The organism is Rubrivivax gelatinosus (genome assembly GCF_016583785.1).
GTDB classification, from domain to species: domain Bacteria; phylum Pseudomonadota; class Gammaproteobacteria; order Burkholderiales; family Burkholderiaceae_C; genus Rubrivivax; species Rubrivivax gelatinosus_B.
Genome location: NZ_NRRU01000091.1, coordinates 1 through 21,215, shown reverse-complemented (window position 1 = coordinate 21,215; position 21,215 = coordinate 1). Strand labels below are relative to the sequence as shown.

Annotated in this window: 21 protein-coding genes; 14 read left to right on the top strand and 7 right to left on the bottom strand. The window is 71.3% G+C overall.

Annotation, left to right across the window (positions count from 1 at the left end; translation table 11 throughout):
* Positions 1-58: 58 nt before the first annotated feature.
* The 4 genes from CKO43_RS26445 to CKO43_RS20020 form a co-directional block, all read right to left on the bottom strand.
* Positions 59-520 (bottom strand): contact-dependent growth inhibition system immunity protein, encoded by a 462-nt coding sequence (locus tag CKO43_RS26445; protein WP_430699168.1) that lies wholly within the window; start codon positions 518-520, stop codon positions 59-61.
* 41 nt (positions 521-561) lie between these two features.
* Positions 562-942 (bottom strand): hypothetical protein, encoded by a 381-nt coding sequence (locus CKO43_RS20030; RefSeq protein ID WP_200379726.1) that lies wholly within the window; start codon positions 940-942, stop codon positions 562-564.
* A gap of 431 nt (positions 943-1,373) precedes the next feature.
* Positions 1,374-1,712, bottom strand: a complete 339-nt coding sequence (locus tag CKO43_RS20025; protein WP_200379725.1) for an RES domain-containing protein — start codon at positions 1,710-1,712, stop codon at positions 1,374-1,376.
* Between the two features lie 9 nt (positions 1,713-1,721).
* Positions 1,722-1,955: a hypothetical protein gene (locus CKO43_RS20020; protein WP_200379724.1), complete on the bottom strand. Its 234-nt coding sequence runs from the start codon at positions 1,953-1,955 to the stop codon at positions 1,722-1,724.
* A gap of 260 nt (positions 1,956-2,215) precedes the next feature.
* Between CKO43_RS20020 and CKO43_RS20015 the strand changes: the two genes are divergently transcribed.
* The 5 genes from CKO43_RS20015 (at position 2,216) to CKO43_RS19995 (ending at position 11,097) form a co-directional block, all read left to right on the top strand.
* The gene (locus CKO43_RS20015) at positions 2,216-4,447 is read left to right on the top strand and encodes an arylsulfatase (protein WP_200379723.1); all 2,232 of its coding nucleotides are present in this window, start codon (positions 2,216-2,218) and stop codon (positions 4,445-4,447) included.
* A 37-nt stretch (positions 4,448-4,484) separates the two neighbouring features.
* The gene (locus tag CKO43_RS20010) at positions 4,485-5,738 is read left to right on the top strand and encodes an anaerobic sulfatase maturase (RefSeq protein WP_200379722.1); all 1,254 of its coding nucleotides are present in this window, start codon (positions 4,485-4,487) and stop codon (positions 5,736-5,738) included.
* 117 nt (positions 5,739-5,855) lie between these two features.
* Positions 5,856-7,187 carry an LLM class flavin-dependent oxidoreductase gene (locus CKO43_RS20005; RefSeq protein WP_200231463.1) on the top strand — a complete coding sequence of 444 codons (1,332 nt, stop codon included), beginning with the start codon at positions 5,856-5,858 and terminating at the stop codon, positions 7,185-7,187.
* Positions 7,188-7,399: 212 nt separating this feature from the next.
* Positions 7,400-8,725 carry an MFS transporter gene (locus CKO43_RS20000; RefSeq protein WP_200379721.1) on the top strand — a complete coding sequence of 442 codons (1,326 nt, stop codon included), beginning with the start codon at positions 7,400-7,402 and terminating at the stop codon, positions 8,723-8,725.
* Positions 8,722-11,097, top strand: a complete 2,376-nt coding sequence (locus tag CKO43_RS19995; RefSeq protein WP_200379720.1) for a TonB-dependent receptor — start codon at positions 8,722-8,724, stop codon at positions 11,095-11,097. Before CKO43_RS20000 ends, CKO43_RS19995 begins: the two co-directional genes overlap by 4 nt.
* Here the strand turns inward: CKO43_RS19995 and CKO43_RS19990 are convergent.
* Genes CKO43_RS19990 through CKO43_RS19980 form a run of 3 tightly spaced genes read right to left on the bottom strand, consistent with a single transcriptional unit; the run spans position 11,082 to position 13,254 of the window.
* On the bottom strand, positions 11,082-11,546 hold the full coding sequence (locus tag CKO43_RS19990; RefSeq protein ID WP_200379719.1) for a DUF6691 family protein: 465 nt from the start codon (positions 11,544-11,546) through the stop codon (positions 11,082-11,084). The genes CKO43_RS19995 and CKO43_RS19990 overlap by 16 nt on opposite strands.
* Complete coding sequence (locus tag CKO43_RS19985) at positions 11,543-11,992, bottom strand: YeeE/YedE family protein (protein WP_200379718.1); 450 nt, start codon at positions 11,990-11,992, stop codon at positions 11,543-11,545. The genes CKO43_RS19990 and CKO43_RS19985 overlap by 4 nt, the downstream gene beginning before the upstream one ends.
* A 5-nt stretch (positions 11,993-11,997) precedes the next feature.
* Positions 11,998-13,254, bottom strand: coding sequence for an OmpP1/FadL family transporter (locus CKO43_RS19980; RefSeq protein WP_200379717.1), 1,257 nt, complete (start codon positions 13,252-13,254; stop codon positions 11,998-12,000).
* A gap of 183 nt (positions 13,255-13,437) precedes the next feature.
* On the opposite strand from CKO43_RS19980, the gene CKO43_RS19975 reads away from it, so the two are divergent.
* The 9 genes from CKO43_RS19975 to CKO43_RS19935 all read left to right on the top strand — a co-directional run.
* Positions 13,438-14,397, top strand: coding sequence for a sulfonate ABC transporter substrate-binding protein (locus CKO43_RS19975; RefSeq protein ID WP_200379716.1), 960 nt, complete (start codon positions 13,438-13,440; stop codon positions 14,395-14,397).
* 117 nt (positions 14,398-14,514) lie between these two features.
* Positions 14,515-14,733 carry a TOBE domain-containing protein gene (locus CKO43_RS19970; protein WP_200231456.1) on the top strand — a complete coding sequence of 73 codons (219 nt, stop codon included), beginning with the start codon at positions 14,515-14,517 and terminating at the stop codon, positions 14,731-14,733.
* A gap of 2 nt (positions 14,734-14,735) precedes the next feature.
* Positions 14,736-15,383: an RBBP9/YdeN family alpha/beta hydrolase gene (locus CKO43_RS19965; protein ID WP_200379715.1), complete on the top strand. Its 648-nt coding sequence runs from the start codon at positions 14,736-14,738 to the stop codon at positions 15,381-15,383.
* A 69-nt stretch (positions 15,384-15,452) separates the two neighbouring features.
* The gene (locus tag CKO43_RS19960; RefSeq protein ID WP_200231454.1) at positions 15,453-16,427 is read left to right on the top strand and encodes a sulfonate ABC transporter substrate-binding protein; all 975 of its coding nucleotides are present in this window, start codon (positions 15,453-15,455) and stop codon (positions 16,425-16,427) included.
* An 11-nt stretch (positions 16,428-16,438) separates the two neighbouring features.
* The gene (gene ssuD, locus CKO43_RS19955) at positions 16,439-17,608 is read left to right on the top strand and encodes an FMNH2-dependent alkanesulfonate monooxygenase (RefSeq protein WP_200379714.1); all 1,170 of its coding nucleotides are present in this window, start codon (positions 16,439-16,441) and stop codon (positions 17,606-17,608) included.
* Complete coding sequence (gene ssuC, locus CKO43_RS19950) at positions 17,605-18,408, top strand: aliphatic sulfonate ABC transporter permease SsuC (protein ID WP_200379713.1); 804 nt, start codon at positions 17,605-17,607, stop codon at positions 18,406-18,408. The genes ssuD and ssuC overlap by 4 nt, the downstream gene beginning before the upstream one ends.
* 14 nt (positions 18,409-18,422) lie before the next feature.
* Positions 18,423-19,301 carry an ATP-binding cassette domain-containing protein gene (locus CKO43_RS19945; protein WP_200379712.1) on the top strand — a complete coding sequence of 293 codons (879 nt, stop codon included), beginning with the start codon at positions 18,423-18,425 and terminating at the stop codon, positions 19,299-19,301.
* Between the two features lie 136 nt (positions 19,302-19,437).
* Entirely contained in the window at positions 19,438-20,307 is an 870-nt protein-coding gene (locus tag CKO43_RS19940) for a nucleotide-binding protein (RefSeq protein WP_200379711.1), read from the top strand.
* Between the two features lie 11 nt (positions 20,308-20,318).
* Positions 20,319-21,215, top strand: an 897-nt coding sequence (locus CKO43_RS19935) for a nitrogenase component 1 (RefSeq protein WP_346728321.1), incomplete at its 3' end; no start/stop codon positions are given.

The following is a 21,215-nucleotide window of genomic DNA, read 5'->3' as shown; positions in this document are numbered from 1 at the left end:
GGGCTCGGCGGGGTGAGGTGTCCTGTGCTTGGACGATGTGGGGCGGGTGCGGCGGCGCCTATGCAGCGGGTGCTGCCGTTGGGCGCCCCAACACCGAGCGCCTGGTGGCGGCCATTAACCGCGAGCCACGAAGGCCCGCTATCGATGCCGACACATGCATACGGCAAATCAGGTGGTGCTGAAATCCGTGCAGGCGCACCGGCATCGCCTTGTTAACTGGTGTGTGCGGTCGGTAGATGGTCCGTACCAAGTCCTCGCCGTTGGCCGCGAATGCCGCAGGGATGATGTCGAGGTCGACCTCGGTCTCTAATCCGTTCAGAAAACGCTCAATATCACGCTGCAATGCACGGCTGTCTTCGTCGCGAGCGATCCCGCAGTATTCGGCGGCGATGTTCTGCGGCGTCTCATCATTCAGGCGGCAATCCTGATGAGGCCAGGCTTCGAGAAAGGCATCTAGAGCTGTGCGTGAGCATTCATGGTTTGTCTGCTCGGTGAATTGGCAAGGAGAGCAATACGGGATGCACGCGGCCAGGGGCGGATTTGCCCGTGGACGTCACTGACTCACCGCGTGAGGCTGCTGAGATAAGTTGCCACCCAAGTCGAAGAGGGCCAAATTTCGATCGATGCTTCCACTGTCAAGATGAGGTGCTTTGGATGCTGTCGATGGCCATTTATATTTGGTTGATATATTCCTGCGAAGGATGCGCGGAAAAATGGTGATTTCGCCAATGGATTGCGTAAAAGGTGCTGTCTTATGGTGCGGTTCTTGCGTCCAGTCTCTGCTTTGGTCTCGGCATTTTTCTGGCCTTCAATCTTGGGGCTGGCTATATACGTCCTGGCCTCAATTGCTGTTTTTCTATCTGTTCCGTTTGGTGTGTCATTGACTGCGATATTTGCCGTGCCGAGTTGGCTTGGTGGGGCTCTCTTCCCCTTCTTGTTCATTATTGAGGCGCCAACACCAAATAACTTTGAGCAGGTGCCTCTCTTTTTGCATCCGCTGGGGTCTACTATTCTTCAGTGGGGGCTGCTGGGTTTAATCAACGTGGGCATTTGCTCCGGTCTGCCGTCGTTAAAACCACGCTTGGGTGCCGCCATCGTTGTGTTTGTATTTATTTCAATTTCGCTGTCTGTCTTGGCATTTTTCAGGCCCGAGATGGCTCATATAAAAACGTAGGCATTATTGTAATTTGTGGAATCAGCCGGTGGCGTCGGTGACATTTGTGCTTTTTGCGCCGTTTCTCGTCATGCTGACTCCGCTGCTCGCTGCTCGCTGCTCGCTGCTCGCTGCTCGCTGCTCGCTGCTCGCTGCTCGCTGCTCGCTGCAACTGCGCTGAGTTTGCGGAATGCAGAGTAATTGGTTGGGTCGGAGGACATCAGGCAGGGGACAGCGGTCGCGAACGGGCGCCGCCCAAGCGGGTCGATCGGGTCGTGTGAAGGGTGAGGAGGCGGCGCTTGAGCAACGTGCTGATCGACATCGAAACGGTCTCCCGGCGGGCCAACGTTTCGTCTGCGGCGGTCTCGGGTGACTCGGCCAGATAGGCCACGGGGTGGGCCGTCAGGTCGAAGCGGCCGTGTCCGGTGCCGGCGACGGGCAGCTTGAGCGGGCCACGGGAGACGCTGGACGCGCGGGGCCTGGCCCACTGGATCCGGAACAGGCTGCTGCCTTCCGGAAGGTGGGTCTCGGGCAGGTATCCGAGGTCAGAAATCTTCACTCGCAGGCATCAGTTGCCCTCGCCCGCTGCAAGCGGCATCACCCTGTCGCGCTGCCCGCGGCCCAGTGCCTCCCGCGGGTTCAAGCCGTCGAGCGTGCCAAGCGGCGACTCGAGGAAAGCCAGCAGTGCCCAGCCCTCGGTCGTTCGAAGCGCCCTGGACAGTTCCGGGACGGCGGGCCAGATGGCCGGTTCGAACTCCCACTCGGGCGGTCGCATGCCGCTTCTTGTCTGGGTCAGCTCCACGGCGCGTCCCTTCGCGATCCAGGCGTCGACGCTCAGGCGTGAGGTGCCGACGTGGTCGGTGCGTCAGCCTGTCGGCTGCCTCCAGCCGGCGCTGCCGGATGCGGCGTCCGGCAGGGCCTATGCCCGCCCCCTCATATCCATCGACGGAAATCTAGGTTCCGGCACGCCCCGTCAGCCCTGACGATGCGCCCGACCGCACGTGCCACGTGCGGCGCCTTCCGGAGCCCGCGCCCGCGGCCCAGCCACTCGATCCCATCCACATGAAAACGATCCTGCACACCGCCGTGCTCGTCGGCGGCGCCCTGAACGCGGCTGGTGCCGCACCGGCCGCCCAGGCGGCGCCGGCGCCGTCTCCCGCGGCTCCGTCGCCCGGTGAACGCGCGGGCGCGCCCAACGTCGTCTGGATCCTGCTCGACGACGTCGGCTTCGGCGCCAGCTCCGCCTTCGGCGGCCTGATCGAGACGCCCAACCTGGAGGCACTGGCCGCGCAGGGCCTGCGCTACACCAACTTCCACACGACGGCGATCAGCTCGCCGACGCGCGCCGCGCTGCTCACCGGGCGCAACCACCACAGCGTCGGCCTGGGCCTCTTCCCCGAGACCGCCAATGACCAGCCCGGCTACAACGGCCGCATCCCGCCGAACAAGGGCACCGTCGCCGAGGTGCTGCGCAGCGCCGGCTACAGCACCATCGCCGTCGGCAAGTGGCACCTAGCGCCGGTGGCCGAAGCCAGCGCCGCCGGCCCGTTCACCGGCTGGCCCACCGGCAAGGGTTTCGAGCGCTACTTCGGCTTCCTTTACGGCGAGACCGACCAGTGGGCGCCGCAGCTGGTCGAGGACACCCACGTCGCCGACCTCGAGCTGCGCGGCCGCCACCTCAACGAGATCCTGACCGACCGCGCCATCCGCTACGTCGCCAACGCCAAGACGCTGCGCCCCGACCAGCCCTTCTTCCTCTACTACGCCCCCGGTGCCACGCACGCGCCGCACCAGGTGGCGCCGGAGTGGATCAGCCACTACAAGGGCCGCTTCGACGCCGGCTGGGACGACTACCGCGAACGCACCTTCGCGCGTCAGCGCCAGCTGGGCGTGGTGCCGGCGCAGGCCAGGCTGCCGCCGCGCAACCCGCGCGTCCCGGCCTGGGACACGCTCGGCGCCGACCAGAAGAAGCTCTACGCGCGCTACTTCGAGACCTACGCCGGTTTCCTGTCGTACACCGATGCCGAGATCGGCCGCCTCGTCGACTTCCTCAAGCGCAGCGGCCAGTTCGACAACACCGTCTTCGCCATCGTCGTCGGCGACAACGGCGCCAGCAAGGAAGGCACCGACGCCGGCACGATCAGCGGCCTGGGCAGCCTGCTGGCACCCGCTCCCGGCATCGCCGAGGAGCTGGCGCGCATCGACGAGATCGGCTCGAAGACGACTTCGCCCAACTACCCGCTGGGCTGGGCGCAGGCGACGAACACGCCCTACCGCCAGTGGAAGCAGGACGCCAACGCCGAAGGCGGCACGCGCAACCCGCTGATCCTCGTCGCCCCCGGCCTGCGCGAGCGCGGCGGCGTGCGCGAGCAGTTCGGCCACGTCATCGACCTGCTGCCGACGACGCTGGAGCTGGCGCAGGTGCCCGCGCCGAAGGTGATCGCCGGCGTCGAGCAGGCGCCGTTCGAAGGCGTCAGCCTGGCCGCCAGCGTCGCCGACCGCCGGGCGCCGTCGCCGCACCGGGTGCAGTACTTCGAGATCAACGGCACGCGTGCGATCTACGCCGAAGGCTGGAAGGCCTCGACGCTGCACGAGCCCGGCACGCCTTTCGAGCAGGACCGCTGGGAGCTCTACGACCTCGGCCGCGACCCGACCGAACTCGAGGACCTCGCGGCGCGTGAACCGGCCCGGCTCGCCGAGCTGAAGGCGCTGTTCGACAGCGAGGCGCGCAAGTACCAGGTCTACCCGCTGAAGGACACGCTGTTCACCGACTTCGCGTCGCGCCACAGCGTCTTCGGTGCGCGCCGCACGATCGAGCTGCTGCCCGGCATCGACCCGCTGTTCTCCAGCACCGCGCCCAACGTCGCCACGGGCGCCTTCGAAATCGTCGCCGAGGTCGTGATCCCCGAACGCGGCGCGCAAGGCGTGCTGCTGGCCAACGGCGGGCGTTTCGGCGGTGGCAGCCTCTACGTGCAGGGTGGGCGCCTGCACTACGCGCAGACCAACGGCCGCGCCGTCAGCACGGTGTCCAGCGAGCCGCTGGCCGCCGGCCCGAACCGGCTGCGCCTGGTCTTCCGCACGCTGGCGCGCGACAAGGCCCAGGTGCAGCTCTTCGCTGGCGAGCGCCGCATCGGCGAAGGTACGGTGCCGCTGACATTCGGCCTGGCCTACTTCAGCTACGACGAGAGCTTCGACGTCGGCCGCGACCTGCAGACGGCGGTGACGCCCGCTTATGCGCCGCCGTTCGCCTTCGACGGCCGGCTGGACAAGGTCACCGTGCGCTACCCGCAGTGAGCGCCGCGCCAGGCCGGCGCCCGGCGGGGGCGGCGCGATGAGCGTCGCCTCCGCCGTGCACCTGATGGCCAAGCCCGCCGGGCCGCTGTGCAACCTCGACTGCCGCTACTGCTTCTATCTCGAGAAGGAGCGGCTGTTCCCGCCCGGCGAACGTTTCCTGATGGCGCCCGAGGTGCTGCGTGCCTATGTCGAGCAGACGATCCGGGCCACACCCGGGCCCGAGCTGCTCTTCACCTGGCAGGGCGGCGAGCCGCTGCTGCGCGGCCTGGCTTTCTACCGCCAGGCCGTCGCCCTGCAGCGTGAACGTGCCGGCGGCCGGCGCGTGCGCAACACGCTGCAGACCAACGGCGTGCTGCTCGACGACGCCTGGTGCGCCTTCTTCGCCGAAGCCGGCTTCGAGATCGGCGTCAGCCTGGACGGCCCCGAAGACGTGCACGACGCCGCACGCGTGGACAAGCAGGGCCGGGGCAGCTTCGCGCGCGTGATGGCCGGCATAACCCGGCTGCGCGCCCACGGCGTGCCCTTCAACGTGCTCGCCACCGTCAGCGACGCCGTCTCGCGCCGGCCGGCCGAGGTCTACGAGTTCTTCGTCGCCCAGGGTTTCACGCATCTGCAGTTCAACCCGGTCGTCGAGCGCCGGCCGACGCTGGCCGAACGCGGCGTCGGGCTCGCTTTCGCCCAGCCGCCCGGCGGCGCGCGTGCGCCGCAGTCGCTCGAGACCACGCCCGACACCGTCGATGCCGCCGTCTACGGCGAGTTCCTGGTCTCGGTCTTCGACCGCTGGGTGCGGCGCGACGTCGGCCGGGTGCACGTGATGAACTTCGAGTGGGCGCTGGCCGCGTTCATGGGGCTGCCGGCCACCGTCTGCCTGTTCGCCGCCGACTGCGGCCGCGCGCTCGTCGTCGAACACGACGGCTCGGTCTATTCCTGCGACCACTACGTCTACCCGACGCACCGGCTCGGCAGCCTGCTCGACGCCGACGTGCGCGAGCTGGCCGCGGCGCCGCAGCAGCAGGCTTTCGGCCAGGCCAAGTCGGCGCTGCCGGCCGAGTGCCGCCGCTGCCCCTGGCTGCAGGCCTGCCACGGCGAGTGCCCGAAGAACCGCTTCGTGACCTCGGCCGACGGCGAGCCCGGGCTGAACTACCTCTGCCCGGCCTACCGCCGCTACTTCCGCCATGCCGCGCCCTACCTGAACGCGATGGCGCGCCTGGTCGCGCTCGGCGAGCCGGCGGCGCGTGTCATGGATGCGATCCGCGGGCCGATCGCGATCCTGCGCCCGCAGCCGGCCTGAAAGCCGCCGGCGGCGGCCGACATGCCGCTCGCGGATAAGGCCGGCGATTTTCCTTCGTTGGGCCCCGGGGGTTAATTCCTTAGCCTTCGCCGGTAAATCATGAATGACGACTCCGGTATGGCTCAGGAAAATCGGCAGCTGCATCTCGGTGCATTTCTCCAGGGCGTCGGCCACCACCTCGCCGCGTGGCGCCACCCCGACGTCGACCCGGCCGCCGCGACGCGTTTCGAGGCCTATCGCGAACAGGCCCGGCTGGCCGAGCGCGGCAAGTTCGACGCGATCTTCTTCGCCGACACCGTCGGTTTTCCCGAAGGCCCGCCCGAGCTGCTCGCCAAGGGCGCGCTGCCCTATGCCTTCGAGCCGCTGACGCTGCTCGCGGCGCTGGCCGGCGCCACCGAGCGCATCGGCCTCGTCGCCACGGTGTCGACCACCTATCTGGCGCCGTTCCACCTGGCGCGCAAGTTCGCGTCGCTGGACCACCTGAGCGCGGGCCGCGCCGGCTGGAACCTGGTGACCTCGGGCACCGACTGGGAGGCCCGTGCCTTCGGCCTCGAGCAGCAGGTGGCGCATGCCGAGCGGTATCGCCGGGCGCGTGAATACGTCGAGGTCGTGAAAGGCCTGTGGGACAGTTTCGGCGACGATCCGTATCTCTTCGACAAAACCGCTGGAAACTACTTCGACGCCGCCAAGCTGAATTTTCTCGAGCACCGCGGAGAGTATTTCCGGGTGCGTGCCGCGCTGCAGTCGGCGCGCCCGCCGCAGGGGTATCCGGTGCTGATCCAGGCGGGTTCCTCAGACGACGGCCAGGAACTCGCCGCGGCCACCGCCGAAGTCGTCTTCACGGCGCAGCAGACGCTCGCCGACGGCCAGCGCTTCTACCGCAGCCTGAAGGACAGGCTGGAGCGCCACGGCCGGCCGCGCACGGCGCTGAAGGTCCTGCCCGGCGTGCTGCCCATCGTCGGCGCCAGCGAGTCCGAGGCGCGCGAGAAGTTCGAGCAGCTGCAGTCGCTGATCGACCCGGTGGTCGGCATCGGGCTGCTGTCGGCGCTGATCGGCAACATCGACCTGAGCCGCCACCCGCTGGACGCGCCGTTCCCCGAGGTCTCGGCCGGCGAGGGCTGGCAGAGCCGGGTGCAGCTCTTCGTCGACATGGCGCGGCGCGAGCAGTTGACGCTGCGCCAGGTCTACCAGCGCGTGGCCGGCGCGCGCGGCCACCGCGTGCTCTGGGGCACGGCGCAGCACATCGCCGACGAGCTCGAGGCCTGGTTCACCCAGGAAGCCGCCGACGGCTTCAACGTGCTGCCGCCGACGCTGCCGCAGGGCCTGCGCGACTTCGTCGAGCAGGTGATCCCCGAACTGCAGCGCCGCGGCCTGTTCCGCACCGAATACAGCGGCCGCACGCTGCGCGAGCACCTGGGGCTGGCGCGGCCGCCGAGCCGTTACGCATGAGCCCGCAGGACTTGTCCGGGGCTCATTCCCGCCTGGCGGGACCGGCCGACAGGCCGGAGGGTGCGCCAGTCAGCCCCCAGGACTTGTCCGGGGCTCATTCCCGCCTGGCGGGACCGGCCGACAGGCCGGAGGGTGCCCCAGTCAGCCCTCAGGACTTGTCCGGGGCTCATTCCCGCCTGGCGGGACCGGCCGACAGGCCGGAGGGTGCGCCAGTGAGCCCTCAGGACGGCGCCGAGCCGGCGGACAGCGGTTACCGCTTCGGCCGCCGCGGCACCGTCGCCACCTTCGCCGGGCTGTGCCTGCTGATGGTCTTCGACTTCGCCGACCGCATGGTGCTGGCCGCGCTGCTGCCGGCGATCCGCGCCGACTGGCAGATCAGCGACACCACCGCCGGGCTGCTGGGCTCGATCCTGACGCTGGGCATGGTGCTGTTCGCGTTCCCGGCGGCGGCGCTGGTCGGGCGCCTCGGCCGCGTGCGCAGCGCCGCGGCCATGGGTGTGCTGTGGAGCCTGGCCTCGGCCGCCGGTGCCTTCGCGCAAAACGTTGGCCAGCTGCTGGCCAGCCGCGCGCTCGTCGGCGTCGGCGAGGCCGGCTACGCGCCGGCCTCGTACGCCTGGATCTCGAGCGCCTTCCCGAGGCGCCGGCGCCAGTTCGCGCTGGGCGTGTTCTCGGCGGCGCAGCCGATCGGCATGGCGGCCGGCGTCGTGCTCGGCGGCTTCATCGCCACCCATTGGGGCTGGCAGCACGCGCTCGGTTTCGTCGCCTTTCCCGGCCTGGTCGTCGCGCTGTGGCTGCTGCGCGGGCGCGACTGGGTCGAGCCACGGCCTGCGGCCGGTGCCGCGATGGGCTCGCGCCTGGCGATCCTGCGGCTGCCCGCGCTGCGTCTGGCCTACCTGGGCGGCGCGCTGGCGGCGCTGCAGTGGGTGCCGCTGCTGTTCTTCCTGCCGTCGTGGCTGGAGCGCCAGCACGGCCTGCCGGGCACGAGCGCCTCGCTGCTGGCCGGCGGCGTGCTGCTCTTGCCCATCCTGGGCGTGCCGCTGGGCGGCTGGCTGATGGACCGCTGGAACCGGCGCGACGAGGCCGCCAAGCTGGTCTGGCCGATCGCAGCCGGCAGCTTCGCGACGCTGTGCTACCTGGCGGCTTTCACCGTCGCCGACGGCCTGCCGGCGCAGTACACGCTGATCGTGCTCGGCGCCTTCGTCGGCTCCAGCGGCGGCACCGGCCCGCTGGCGCTGACGCAGGAACTGGTGCCACCTGCGCTGCGCGCCTTCTCCGGCACCTGTTCGGTGGTCGCCGTGCACCTGCTGGGCTCGGTGCCCGGGCCGCTGCTCGTCGGCGCGCTGTCCGACCGCCTCGGGCTGTCGCAGGCGCTGCTGCTGGTGCTGCTGGCCGCCGGCAGCGCCCAGGTCCTCGCGCTGGCCGCCGCGCTGCGCCACTACCGGCGCGACCTCGCCGCGCTGCAGCCGGCCGCGCCGCGTGCCGGCCGCGGCGCGCTCCCGCTTCCCGCTTCCCCACTCCAACCACCATCACCGTCATGAGCGCTCACCGTTCCCTGTCCCTGGCTGTCGGCGCGATGCTGGTCGCGTCGGCCTGGCCGGCCGCTGCCCAGACTGCCGGCGGCACCGGCACCGAGCCGGCGAAAGCCGACGAACTCGTCGCCGCCGCGGGCCGCCGTGCCGACGAGCCGGTCGGCGTCGAGTCGATCACCGTCACCGCGCGCCGGCGCAGTGAGGACGCGCAGGAGGTGCCGGCGCCGATCAGCGTGCTGAGCGCGCGCGACCTGGAGGCGCAGCGCCTGTACCAGGTGCAGGACCTGCAACAGGCGCTGCCCAACGTCACGGCGCAGTTCCTGCACGCGCGTCAGTCCAGCATCTCGGTGCGCGGCATCGGCAACAACACCGCCAACGAAGGCCTGGAAGGCAGCGCCGGCATCTACCTGGACAACGTCTTCCTCGGCCGGCCGGGGCAGGCGGTGTTCGACCTGCTCGACGTCGAGCAGATCGACCTGCTGCGCGGCCCGCAGGGCACGCTGTTCGGCAAGAACACCACCGCCGGGGTGCTGAACATCACGACGCGTTCGCCCAGCTTCGAGCCCGAGGCCGCTGTCGAGGCCTCGCTGGGCAACCGCCGCTACCGGCAGCTGAAGGCGTCCTACTCGGGGCCGCTGTCGGACAGCGTGGCCTTCCGGGTCTCGGCCTACGGCACCCACGACGACGGCTGGGTCGACAACGTCGCGCGCGACGAGACACTCAGCGAAATCAACCGCCGCGGCCTGCGCACCCAGGTCCTGCTCAAGCCCGACGAAGCCTTCAGCCTGCGCCTGATCGCCGAGCACAACCGGGAGCGTTCCAGCACCGGCACGCTGGTGCCCTACGCCTTCGGGCCGCTGAACCGCGGGCCGTTCAACAGCCAGAGCAACTACACGACCTATCCCGCGTGGGCGCAGTTGCAGGGCGCCAGCCCGCTGGTCACCGACCCCCACCGCTACGAGGTCGCGCTGAACGACGCGCAGCAGGCCAACGCCGAGCAGAACGCGCTGTCGGCCGAAGCCAACTGGCGCCTGGGCACGCACCGGCTGACGTCGATCACGGCCTGGCGCAACTGGCGCTTCGACCCGAAGAACGACATCGACGCCACGCCGCTGGCCGGCATCACCGGCGGCTTCACGACGCGCGAGAAGCAGTTCTCGCAGGAGATCCGCCTGGCTTCGCCCGGCGACGAACGTTTCGACTACGTCGTCGGCGCCTACTACTACTACCAGGACATCTACAGCCTGAACCGCTACGACACCGGGCCTTATGCGACCGCGCTCACCGGCGGCGGCTACCCGTCGAACAACGCGCTGACCGGCCGTGGCGAGGCCAAGACCGAGAGCCTGGCGTTGTTCGGCCAGGGCACGCTGCACCTGCAGTCGGGCGTCGACCTGACCAGCGGCCTGCGCGCGACGACCGAGAAGAAGCAGGGACGGGTGCGCCAGAACGACCTGGAGACGGCGTCGCCGTACGCTGCCTATCCGATCTTCGCGGCCTGGGACTCGGGCGAACTCGAGCGCCGCGACAACAGCGTCGCGGCGCTGCTCACCGCCAGCACGCACTGGTCGGCGCGCACGCTGGTCTACGGCACGCTGTCGCACGGCGAGAAGTCGGGCGGCTACAACGTCAACAGCGTGGCCTCGCCGGGCTCGGCCTTCGGCACCGACGCGATCACGATCGAACCCGAGAAGGCGAACAACCTGGAGATCGGCTTCAAGAGCAAGCTGCTGGACAACCGGTTGCAGCTCAACGCCAACCTCTTCGTCACCAAGGTGCGCGACTACCAGGCGGTGACGACGCAGTTCTACGCTCCGCTCAACGGCTTCCTGCAGGTGCTGAGCAACGTCGGCGACGTCACCAGCAAGGGCCTGGAGTTCGACCTGAAGGGCCAGCTGACACGGGCGCTGGCGCTGAGCCTGAACGGCGCCTACACGCGTGCCACCTTCGACAACGGAACCGGCCCGACGCCGTTCGAGGTGTTCAACGGCGGTTACGGCCGGGGCGCGCAGAGCATCGCCGGCAACGAGGTCAACGGCGCGCCCAAATGGACGCTCAACCTCGGCAGCCAGTACCGGCACTTCGTCGACGACGGCGTCGAGTTCTACGCCAACGCCAACTACGCCTGGCGCTCGTCGACCTACGGCGACCTGAACAACTCGGTCTACTCACGCATCCCGTCGTACGCGCTGGTCAACCTGGCGGCGGGCTGGCGCGTGGCTGCGGCCGATCGTGGCGGCTGGGACCTGTCGCTGTGGGTGCGCAACGCGCTCGACAAGCACTACTACCTGGGCCTGACCTCGATGGGCAACAACGCCTACTACGCGTCGGCCGGGCAGCCGCGCAGCGTCGGCGCCACCGTGCGCTACGACTTCTTCTGAGCGGCCGTGGCCGCCGCCGGCGCCGCCCGGCGGCGCTGCCACCAGCGCTGCAGCCAGCCGCCGGCGAGCATCGCCGGCACGAAGAACCAGACCTCGGCATTGCCGGTCGCGAGGTTGGCGATGGCCGGGCCGGGGCAGTAGCCGGCCAGGCCCCAGCCGATGCCGAACAGCAGGCTGCCGAGCACGAGCGCGGCGTCGATGTCGCGGCGCGTCGGCAGGTGCAGGCGCTCGTCCAGCAGCGGCCTGGGCCGGCGCAGCACGAGGCGGAAACCGGGCACCGCGACCGCCAGCGCGCCGGCCATCACCAGCGCCAGGCTCGGGTCCCAGGCGCCAGCGACGTCGAGGAAGGCCAGCACCTTGTGCGGGTCGTTCATGCCCGAGATGCCCAGGCCGGCGCCGAACAGCGTGCCGGTCAGCGCGCCGGCAGCAATGCGCAGTGCCGCGCTCACCACACCCCCAGGCCGTGGCGCAGCACCCAGACCGTGGCTGCGCCGGCGAGCATGAAGACCGGTGTCGCCACCAGCGAGCGCGGTGCCAGCCGCGCCAGGCCGCAGATGCCGTGGCCGCTGGTGCAGCCCTGGGCCTGCGCCGTGCCCCAGCCGACCAGCAGGCCGGCGACGAGGACCGCGGCCGTCGACAGACCCGAGGGCGAGGCCGGCACCGCGCTAGGCGCCAGCCAGGCGACGAGGGCGCCGCCGGCCACCAGGCCGAGCAGGAAGGCCGGGCGCCAGCTCCACGCGGCGGCCGTCTCGCCGGCCTCGGGGCCGGCCAGCGTGCGCTGGGTGATGCCGCTGACGCCGGCCAGGCGGCCGAGCACGAACAAGGTCAGCACGACGGCGGTGCCGATCAGCACGCCGCCGAACAGCGACGCCAGCGGCGTGAACGTGGTACTCATGGACTTCAGAAGTTCCAGCTCCAGGACGCGCCGAGTATGTCTTCCTTCAGGTGCACGTCGGCTTCGCCGCCGCCGAAGCCGGCGGGGATCGAGCCTTCGCCGCGCACCGTCTTCTTGAAGGCGCGGGCGTAGAACGCGCTCCATTCGGAGCGCGTGCCGGTCTTCCAGCTGAAGCCGGCCGTCAGGTGGTTCTGCACGACGCCGGGCGCGAGGATGTTGAAGAAGGTCTCGCCCGCCGGCACCGCCTGCGTCGCGTGGCTGAGGCCGGCGCGCAGCGTGAGCGCGGGGCTCCACTGGTGCAGCAGGCCCAGCTTGACGACCTTGACGTCGCGCCAGCCGAAACCGGGGCCGTCGTCCGAGCCCAGCGGCTGCCCCGCGGCCAGCCGCGACAGCGGGTTGGCCACGGCCTTGACGCCGCCGTATTCGATCACCTGGTAGTCGGCGGCCAGCGTCCAGCCGGCGGCGGGTTCGAACGCGACCCCCAGGCCCCAGTTGGCCGGGATGTCGAAGCTGCCGCCGTCGGCGAACAGCCCCTTGTACTTGTCGAAGCGCCCGGAGATCCTGGACGACCAGGTGGCGCCCAGCCGCCACTGCGCGTCGGGCTGCCAGATCCAGCCCAGGCGCAGGCCGGCGCCGGTGCTGGTGTCGGTGCCGCGGTCGCTGACGTGGGCGGGCGACGCCGACGCCGTCGTGAACGGGCTCAGCCCGTCGGCCGAGAAGCGCTGGTAGGCGAGGTTGAGCGCGGCGCCGAAGGTGTGCGTCGGCGTCGCGCGCCAGGCGACGGACGGCGAGATGAAGAGCTGTTCCAGGTTGACGCCCGAGCGCCCGGCCACACCGAAGGCGGCGAAGGGGCTGTGGTCGTACTGGGTGTTCATGCCGCCGTTGCCGTAGACGGCCAGGCCCAGGCTCAGGCTGTCGTCGAGCGGGCGCACGTAGCCGATCTCGGGAATCGCGAACAGCTTGCGGCCGTTGCCGTCGTAGCGGCCGTCCAGGCCGGCGCCGTTGCCTTCGATGCTCGCGCCGCGGCTGGGGCGAAAGAGGTTGAGCCCCAGGTCCAGCCGGCTGGCCAGGAAAGCCGTGCCGGCCGGGTTGGTGGCTCCTGTCAGGCCGTCCTGCGGCAGCGCGATGCCGACGCCGGCGACGGCTTCGGAGCGCACGCCGTAGCCGTGCGAGAAGTAGCCGTTGGTCGCGTGTGCGGCCAGCGGCCAGAGGCCGGCGGCGAGCAGCGCGGCCGGGACGACGGTGCGGGAGCGGCGGAGCATCGGTTTCCTCGGACGAAGGCGGTGGCGCCGACTCTAGGAAGCGGCCCGCTGCCGGCCAACGAAGACGCTGCTATGAGCACATGCGGGCGCCGACATATCGGTCGTCGGAAATCGCAGTCGACGCCGCGCCCGCCGCTGCCTAGCCTGCCGGCGATCGAAGCTGAACCGAAAAGAAGGCGCCCGATGCCGACTCTCTCCAGACGCCAGTTGCTGCTCGCGACCGCCGCCGCCGCCGCGGGGGCCGCGCGGCCCGCCGGCGCACAAGCCCTGCCCGCCGAAGTGCGCATCGGCTTCCAGAAGGGCGCGGCGACGCTGGTGCTGGCGCGCCGGCAGCAGGTCGTCGAGCAGCGCCTGAAGACGCTGGGTGTGGCCAGCGTCAAGTGGGTCGAGTTCTCGTTCGGCCCGCCGATGCTCGAGGCCATGGGTGCCGGCGCGGTCGACCTCGGTTCGGTCGGCGACACGCCGCCGATCTTCGCCCAGGCCGGCGGCTCGCCGCTGGTCTACGTCGCCGCCACGCCCTCGTCGCAGCACGCGGTGCTGGTGCCCGCCGATTCCAGCATCCGCACGCTGGCCGACCTGAAGGGCAAGCGCATCGCCTTCGGCAAGGGTTCGAGCGCGCACAACGTCGCCATCAAGGCGCTGGCGCTGGCCGGGCTGACGCTGAAGGACGTCGAGCCGCTGTACCTGTCGCCGGCCGACGCCACCGCGGCCTTCAACGGCGGCAAGCTCGACGCCTGGGTCGTCTGGGACCCGTACTACGCGATCGCCGAGCGCCACTACAAGGCGCGTGTCATCGCCGACACCTCGGACAAGCGCCTGGCCAGCGCCTCCTACTTCCTGGCCTCGCGTGACTTCGCGACCCGCTACCCGGTCGTGCTGGCGGCGGTGCTCGACGAGATCGGCAAGCTGACGCGGCGCGCCGGCCAGCGCCGCGAGGAACTGGCGACGGTCGCGGCCGAAGCCACCGGCATAGACCAGAAGACCTGGGAGGCGGCTTTCGACCGCGCCGAGTTCAGCTTCGGCCCGGTGACGCCGGCCCACGTGGCGCAGCAGCAGCAGCTGGCCGACAGCTTTCTGGCGCTGGGCATCATCCCGCGCCGCATCCAGGTCGCCGACGTCGTCTGGCAGCCGCCCCGGCCCTGAAACGCCGCGGCGGGCGGCATTCGGTCGGCGCATGAAGGCCCGCAGATTCATTCGTTTCACGCTCGCTCGGCGGCCTGCACAGTGGCGGGCAACGAGGGCTTCAGCGGCGGCAGGGACATGAGCATCCAGTCGATCAACGTGCGCAACCAGTTCCGCGGCCGGGTCCGCGAGATCATCGAAGGCCCGGTGGTCTCCGAAGTCGAGGTCGAGACGCCGTCCGGCCTCGTCGTCAGCTCGGTGATCACGACGCGCTCGGTGAAGGAGCTCGGCCTGGCGCCTGGCCGGGAGGTCATCGCGCTCGTCAAGGCGAGCGAAGTGGCGATCGCGGCGCTCTGACGATGAGCTGCGCCTCGAACAACGAGCGCTTGCGCCTGCTCGTAGTGCCCGGCCTGCACGACAGCGGGCCGGCGCACTGGCAGACCTGGCTCGAGTCGCTGCACCGCGGCGCGCTGCGTGTGCGCCAGGACGACTGGGCCCGGGGCGACGTCGAGCGCTGGGCGCGGCGCGTGGCGGCGACGATCGAGCCGCAGCACGGCGCGCGCTGGGTGGTCGCCGCACACAGCTTCGGCTGCCTGGCGATCGCGCGGCTGGCGCAGCTGCACCCCGAGCTGCCGATCGAGGCGGCGCTGCTGGTCGCGCCGGCGGCGCCGGAGCGTTTCGGCATCGCCGGGCTGCTGCCGCAGGCGCCGCTGCCGTTCCAGACCACGCTCGTCGCCAGCCAGAACGACCCCTGGCTGTCGGCCCCCGAGGCTGCGCGCTGGGCCGGGCTGTGGCACAGCCGCTTCGTCGACCTCGGCCGGGCCGGGCACATCAACGCCGACTCCGGTTTCGGGCCGCTGCCGCTGGCCCACCGCTGGGTGCACGGCGTGCGCCAGCGGGCACGCCGCCAGCACCAGGGCGCGGCAGCCCACGAGCGCGCCGGCCACGACGACGGCTGCTGCTTCGCGCCGCCCCGGCCGCGCCCGGCCGCCGGCGCATATCGATAGGCGCAAGCATTGTTTGGACCGGCCCGCTGCGGTCCTTAAGGTGTGTTTCAGCTTGACTCGGATCACGCCATGAAACTTCCACCGTCCTTCACCCGACGCCGCTGGCTGGGCCGCAGCGGCGCGCTGCTCGCGGCTGCGGCCGCGCACCCGCTGGCGGCGGTCGCGCAGGCCCGGCCCGAGCTGCGCGTCGGTTTCCAGAAGTCGGCGAGCCTGTTCGTGCTGCAGAAGTCCGCCGGCTCGCTGGAGAAGCGGCTGGCGCCGCTGGGCGTGGCGGTCAAGTGGGTGGAGTTCCCGGCCGGGCCGCAGCTGCTGGAGGGCCTGAACGTCGGCGCGATCGACGTCGGCTACGTCGGCGAGGCGCCACCGATCTTCGCCCAGGCCGCCGGCGCGCAGTTCGTCTACATCGGCTACGACCCGGCGGCGCCGCAGGCCGAGGCGCTGGTCGTGCCCAAGGACTCGCCGCTGCGCAGCGTCGCCGAGCTGAAGGGCCGCAAGGTCGCGCTGAACAAAGGCAGCAACGTGCACTACCTGCTCGTGCGGCTGCTGCAGAAACACGGCCTGTCCTACGCCGACATCCAGCCCGTCTTCCTGCCGCCGGCCGACGCGCGTGCGGCCTTCGAGCGCGGCGCGATCGACGCCTGGGCGATCTGGGACCCGTTCCTGGCCGCCGTCGAGAAGCAGGCCGGCGCGCGCCAGCTCGCCGACGGCCGCGGCGTCGTCAACAACTACCTCTTCTACCTCGCCGAACGGGGTTACGCCCAGCGCCATCCGCAGGTGATCCAGGCGCTGTTCGAGGACCTCGGCGAGCAGGGCCGCTGGGTCAGGGCCAACCTGCGCCAGGCGGCCGAGCGCATCGCGCCGCTGCAGGGCCTGGACGTCGAGGTCGTCGAACTCAGCCTGCGCCGCTACCCGCTGGGCGTGCAGCCGCTGACGCCGGCCATCGCCGCCGAGCAGCAGAAGATCGCCGACACCTTCTTCGAGCTGAAGCTGCTGCCGCGGCCGCTGCGCATCCTCGACGCGCTGCCCGGCGCGGCCACCGGCTGACGGAGGCGGCGATGAAGATCCTCTGGTTCATCCCCACCCACGGCGACTCGCGCTACCTCGGCACGAGCAAGGGCGCACGCGTCGCCGACCACGCCTACTTCAAGCAGATCGCCGTCGCCGCCGACAGCCTGGGCTACGAAGGCGTGCTGATCCCGACCGGGCGCTCGTGCGAGGACTCGTGGATCGTCGCCGCCAGCCTGGTCGACGCGACGCGGCGGCTCAAGTTCCTGGTCGCGCTGCGGCCCGGGCTGGTGCAGCCGGCGCAGTCGGCACGCATGGCGGCGACGCTGGACCGGCTCTCCGGCGGGCGCCTGCTGGTCAACCTCGTCACCGGTGGCGACGCCGAGGAGCTGGCCGGCGACGGCCAGTTCCTGGACCACGCCGCGCGCTACGAGGAGTCGGCCGAGTTCATCCGCATCTGGCGCGAAATCCTGGCGCGCAGCCACGACGGCGGCAGCTTCTACTACGAAGGCCGGCATCTGCGCGTCAAGGGTGCGCGGCTGCTGTACCCGCCGCTGCAGCGGCCGTACCCGCCGGTGTTCTTCGGCGGCTCGTCGGACGCGGCGCATGCGCTCGCCGCCGAGCAGGTCGACACCTACCTCACCTGGGGCGAGCCGCCGGCGGCCGTGGCCGCCAAGGTGGCCGACGTGCGCCAGCGCGCCGCGCGCCACGGCCGCAGCCTCGGGTTTGGCATCCGGCTGCACGTCATCGTGCGCGAGACCGAGGACGAAGCCTGGCGTGCCGCCGCCGAACTGGTGTCCGAACTCGACGACGAGACCATCGCCGCGGCGCAGGCCAGGTACGCGCAGATGGACTCGGTCGGCCAGCGCCGCATGGCCGAGCTGCACCGCGGCCGCTTCAACCGCGCCGACATCCGCGACGGGCTGGAGATCGCGCCCAACCTCTGGGCCGGCGTCGGCCTGGTGCGGGGCGGCGCCGGCACCGCGCTCGTCGGCAACCCGCAGCAGGTGGCCGAACGCATCCAGGAGTACGCCGCGCTCGGGCTCGACACCTTCGTGCTGTCCGGCTACCCGCACCTGGAAGAAGCGCACCGCTTCGCCGAGCTGGTGTTCCCGCTGCTGCCGCTGGCCACGCGCGAAGGCCTGGCCGCACCCGCGGTGACCGGGCCTTTCGGCGAGATCGTCGCCAACAGCTACGCCCCGCGGGCGGCGCAGCGATGAGCGCCGGGCCGAAACCGGGCTGGCGCGCCGGCCTGCTGCAGCGCGCGCTGCCCTGGCTGCTGCCGGTGCTGCTGCTGCTGGGCTGGGAGATCGCCTCGCGCGCCGGCTGGCTGTCCAGCCGCGTGCTGCCCGAACCCTGGGCGGTGGTCACGGCGCTGGCCACGCTGCTGCGCTCGGGCGAGCTGCTGCACCACGTCGCGATCAGCAGCGGGCGCGCGCTCGCCGGGCTGGCGATCGGCGGCGGGCTCGGGCTGGTGCTGGGCCTGCTGACCGGCAGCTTCCGCTTCTTCGAGACGCTGCTGGACACCAGCTTCCAGATGCTGCGCAACATCCCGGCGCTGGCGCTGATCCCGCTCGTCATCCTGTGGTTCGGCATCGACGAGACGGCCAAGCTCTTCCTCGTCGCCGTCGGCGTGTTCTTCCCGATCTACCTCAACACCTTCCACGGCATCCGCTCGGTGGACAAGGGGCTGATCGAGATGGCGCGCAGCTACGGCCTGTCGGGCTGGGCGCTGTACCGCCACGTGATCCTGCCGGGCGCGCTGCCGTCCATCCTCGTCGGCCTGCGTTTTTCGCTCGGGCTGATGTGGGTGCTGCTGATCGTCGCCGAAACGATCTCGGCCCAGGCCGGCATCGGCTACCTGACGATGAACGCACGCGAGTTCCTGCAGACCGACGTCGTGCTGGTCGGCATCCTGCTGTACGCGCTGCTGGGCAAGCTGGCCGACGTGCTGGCCAAGGCGCTGGAGCAGTGGTGGCTGCGCTGGCACCCCGGCTACCAGGTCCCGGCCGCGGCCTGAAAAAAGGAATGACGATGCTGATGAGCGAACTCGAAGCCCGCAGCCTGCATTACGCCGGCCTGTCGCCGGCGCTGCGCCAGTTTCGCGAGCAGCTGGACGCACCGCCCTGGCCCGGCGGCGCGGCCGGCCTGGCGGTGCAGGCGCGCGGCCTGGGCAAGGCCTTCGGCGAGCGTGTCGTGCTCGACGGCATCGACCTGGTGCTGGAGCCGGGCGAGTTCGTCGCCATCGTCGGCCGCAGCGGCTGCGGCAAGAGCACGCTGCTGCGCCTGGTCGCCGGGCTGGACACGGCGACGGCCGGCGAGCTGGCGCTGGACGGCTCGACTTTGCGCAGCCGCCGCGCCGACCTGCGCATCATGTTCCAGGACGCGCGCCTGCTGCCCTGGAAACGTGTCATCGACAACATCGCGCTCGGCCTCGAAGGCCCGGACGCGCAGGAGCGCGCGCGCCGCGCGCTGGCCCAGGTCGGCCTGGCCGAACGCGGCGGCGACTGGCCGGCGGTGCTGTCGGGCGGCCAGCGCCAGCGCGTGGCGCTGGCACGTGCGCTGGTGCACCGGCCGCGGCTGCTGCTGCTGGACGAACCGCTGGGGGCGCTGGATGCGCTCACGCGCATCGAGATGCAGCAGTTGATCGAGCAGGTCTGGCGCGAACACGGCTTCAGCGCACTGCTGGTGACGCACGACGTCTCCGAAGCGGTGGCGATGGCCGACCGCGTGATCCTGATCGAGGACGGGCGCGTCGCGCTCGACGAGCCGATCCGGCTGCCGCGGCCGCGTTCGCGCGGCGACGCCGCCTTCGCCGCGCTGGAAGAGCGGGTGCTGCGGCGTGTGCTCGGCGGGCCGGCAGCGACGGCGCCGGTGCCGTCGCCGAGCGCGCCGCTGCGCTGGGCCGTGTAGCCGGCTCCTGCCGCCGGGCGGGGCGTGCATTCGCGCACGCTGAATGCTCATGCCGTTTGCTTCGTTGTCCGGGCGCGGCGCGCTGGCGACGATGCGGCTGTCGTGGCCCCTCCCGGTGCCGCGTGGAGCAGCCTGAATGAGCACGCGTACCCAGCACCTGGCGATCTACGGCAAAGGCGGCATCGGCAAGTCGACGACCACGTCCAACATCGCGGCGGCACTGGCCGAAGCCGGCTACCGCGTGGTCCAGATCGGCTGCGACCCGAAGAGCGACTCGACCAATACGCTGCGCGGCGGCGCCTGGCTCGAGACCGTGCTCGACCGCACCCGCGACGGCGCCAACGTGCGCCTGGAGAACATCTCGGCCATCGGCTACCGCGGCGTCGTCTGCGTCGAGGCTGGCGGCCCGGTGCCCGGCGTCGGCTGCGCCGGCCGCGGCATCAACGCCGCGATCGCGCTGCTGCACGAGCTGCACCTGTTCGACGAGTTCAAGCCCGACGTCGTGCTCTACGACGTGCTCGGCGACGTCGTCTGCGGCGGCTTCGCGGTGCCGATCCGCGAAGGCCTGACCGAACGGGTCTACGTCGTCTCGTCGGCCGACTTCATGGCGGTGTACGCGGCCAACAACCTGTTCCGCGCGATCAACAAGTACGCGCCGTCGGGCGGCGCGCGCCTGGGCGGCGTCATCGCCAACAGCATCCTGCCCGGTTTCTCGCGCCCGCTGATCGACGACTTCGCGGCGCGCACCGGCACCCGCATCGTCGACCACGTGCCACGCTCGACCGCTGTGGCGCAGGCCGAACTCTGCGGCAAGACCGTCATCGAGGCCGCGCCGGCCTCGCCGCAGGCCGAGGTCTACCGGGCGCTGGCACGCAGCATCGTCGAGGACCGCAGCTCCGTGATCCCCAAGCCGATGGCGCCGGCCGAGCTGCGCCAGTGGGCACGCGACTGGGGCGACCTGCTGCTGCGCGACGGCGCGGCCGAACCCGCCGTGGCGGCGGCTTGAGCGGCGCCGCGGTGGACGACTGGTTGCGCGCCCGCGTCGCCCCGGTGCGCGAGAAGCGCCTGGGCGCGATCGGCGCCTTCCACGGCACGCTGGCGGCGCTGGCGCGCGAGAGCGTTGCCGGCGCGCCGGCGCAGCGCCTGCGCAGCTTCAGCCACGACCACGCGAGCGACCTGCAGGCGGCGCTGGCGCTGCTGGCCGGCGTCTCGGGGCTGGGCATCGTCGTGCACGGCCCCGCCGGCTGCGCCACCGCGCTGCGCGGCGCACGCGCCGCCTGGGCGTCGAGCGGGCTGGACCAGCGCGACTCCATCCTCGGCGGCGAGGCGCGGCTGGCGCGTAGCGTGCGGGCGCTGCACGCGGCGCACGCGCCGCAGGCGATCGCGGTCGTGGCGACGCCGGTGGTCGCGATCAACAACGACGACATCGAAAGCACCGTCGCCGAGCTGCGCGACGAACTCGGCATTCCGGTGTTCGCGGTCGGCTGCGACGGTTTCCGCTCCAAGCTCTCGGGCACCGGGCGCGACGTCGCGCTGCACGCGCTGCTGCGCCAGCTGCTGCCGCCGCGGCCGCGGGAACGTGGCAACCATGCGCTGCTGCTGGGCGGCGCCACCGCGGCCGTCGATCTGGTCGCCGCCGGCGGGCTGCTGGGCGAACTGGGCCTGGCTTCGGTCGGTTTCCCGCACGCGCTGGCGCTGGCCGAACTGGAGCGGCTGGCGACGGCGCGGCTGTCGGTCGCGCTCGACGGCGACGACGGCGCTTATGCCGCCGCGCTGCTGGCCGAGGGCTACGGCGTGCCCTCGGTGGCGACGCCACCGCCGATCGGCCGCGAGGCGACGTCGCGCTGGCTGGCGGCCGTCGGCGAGGCCAGCGGCCGCGGCGAGCAGGCCCGGCTGCTGGCGGCGCGCCACGAA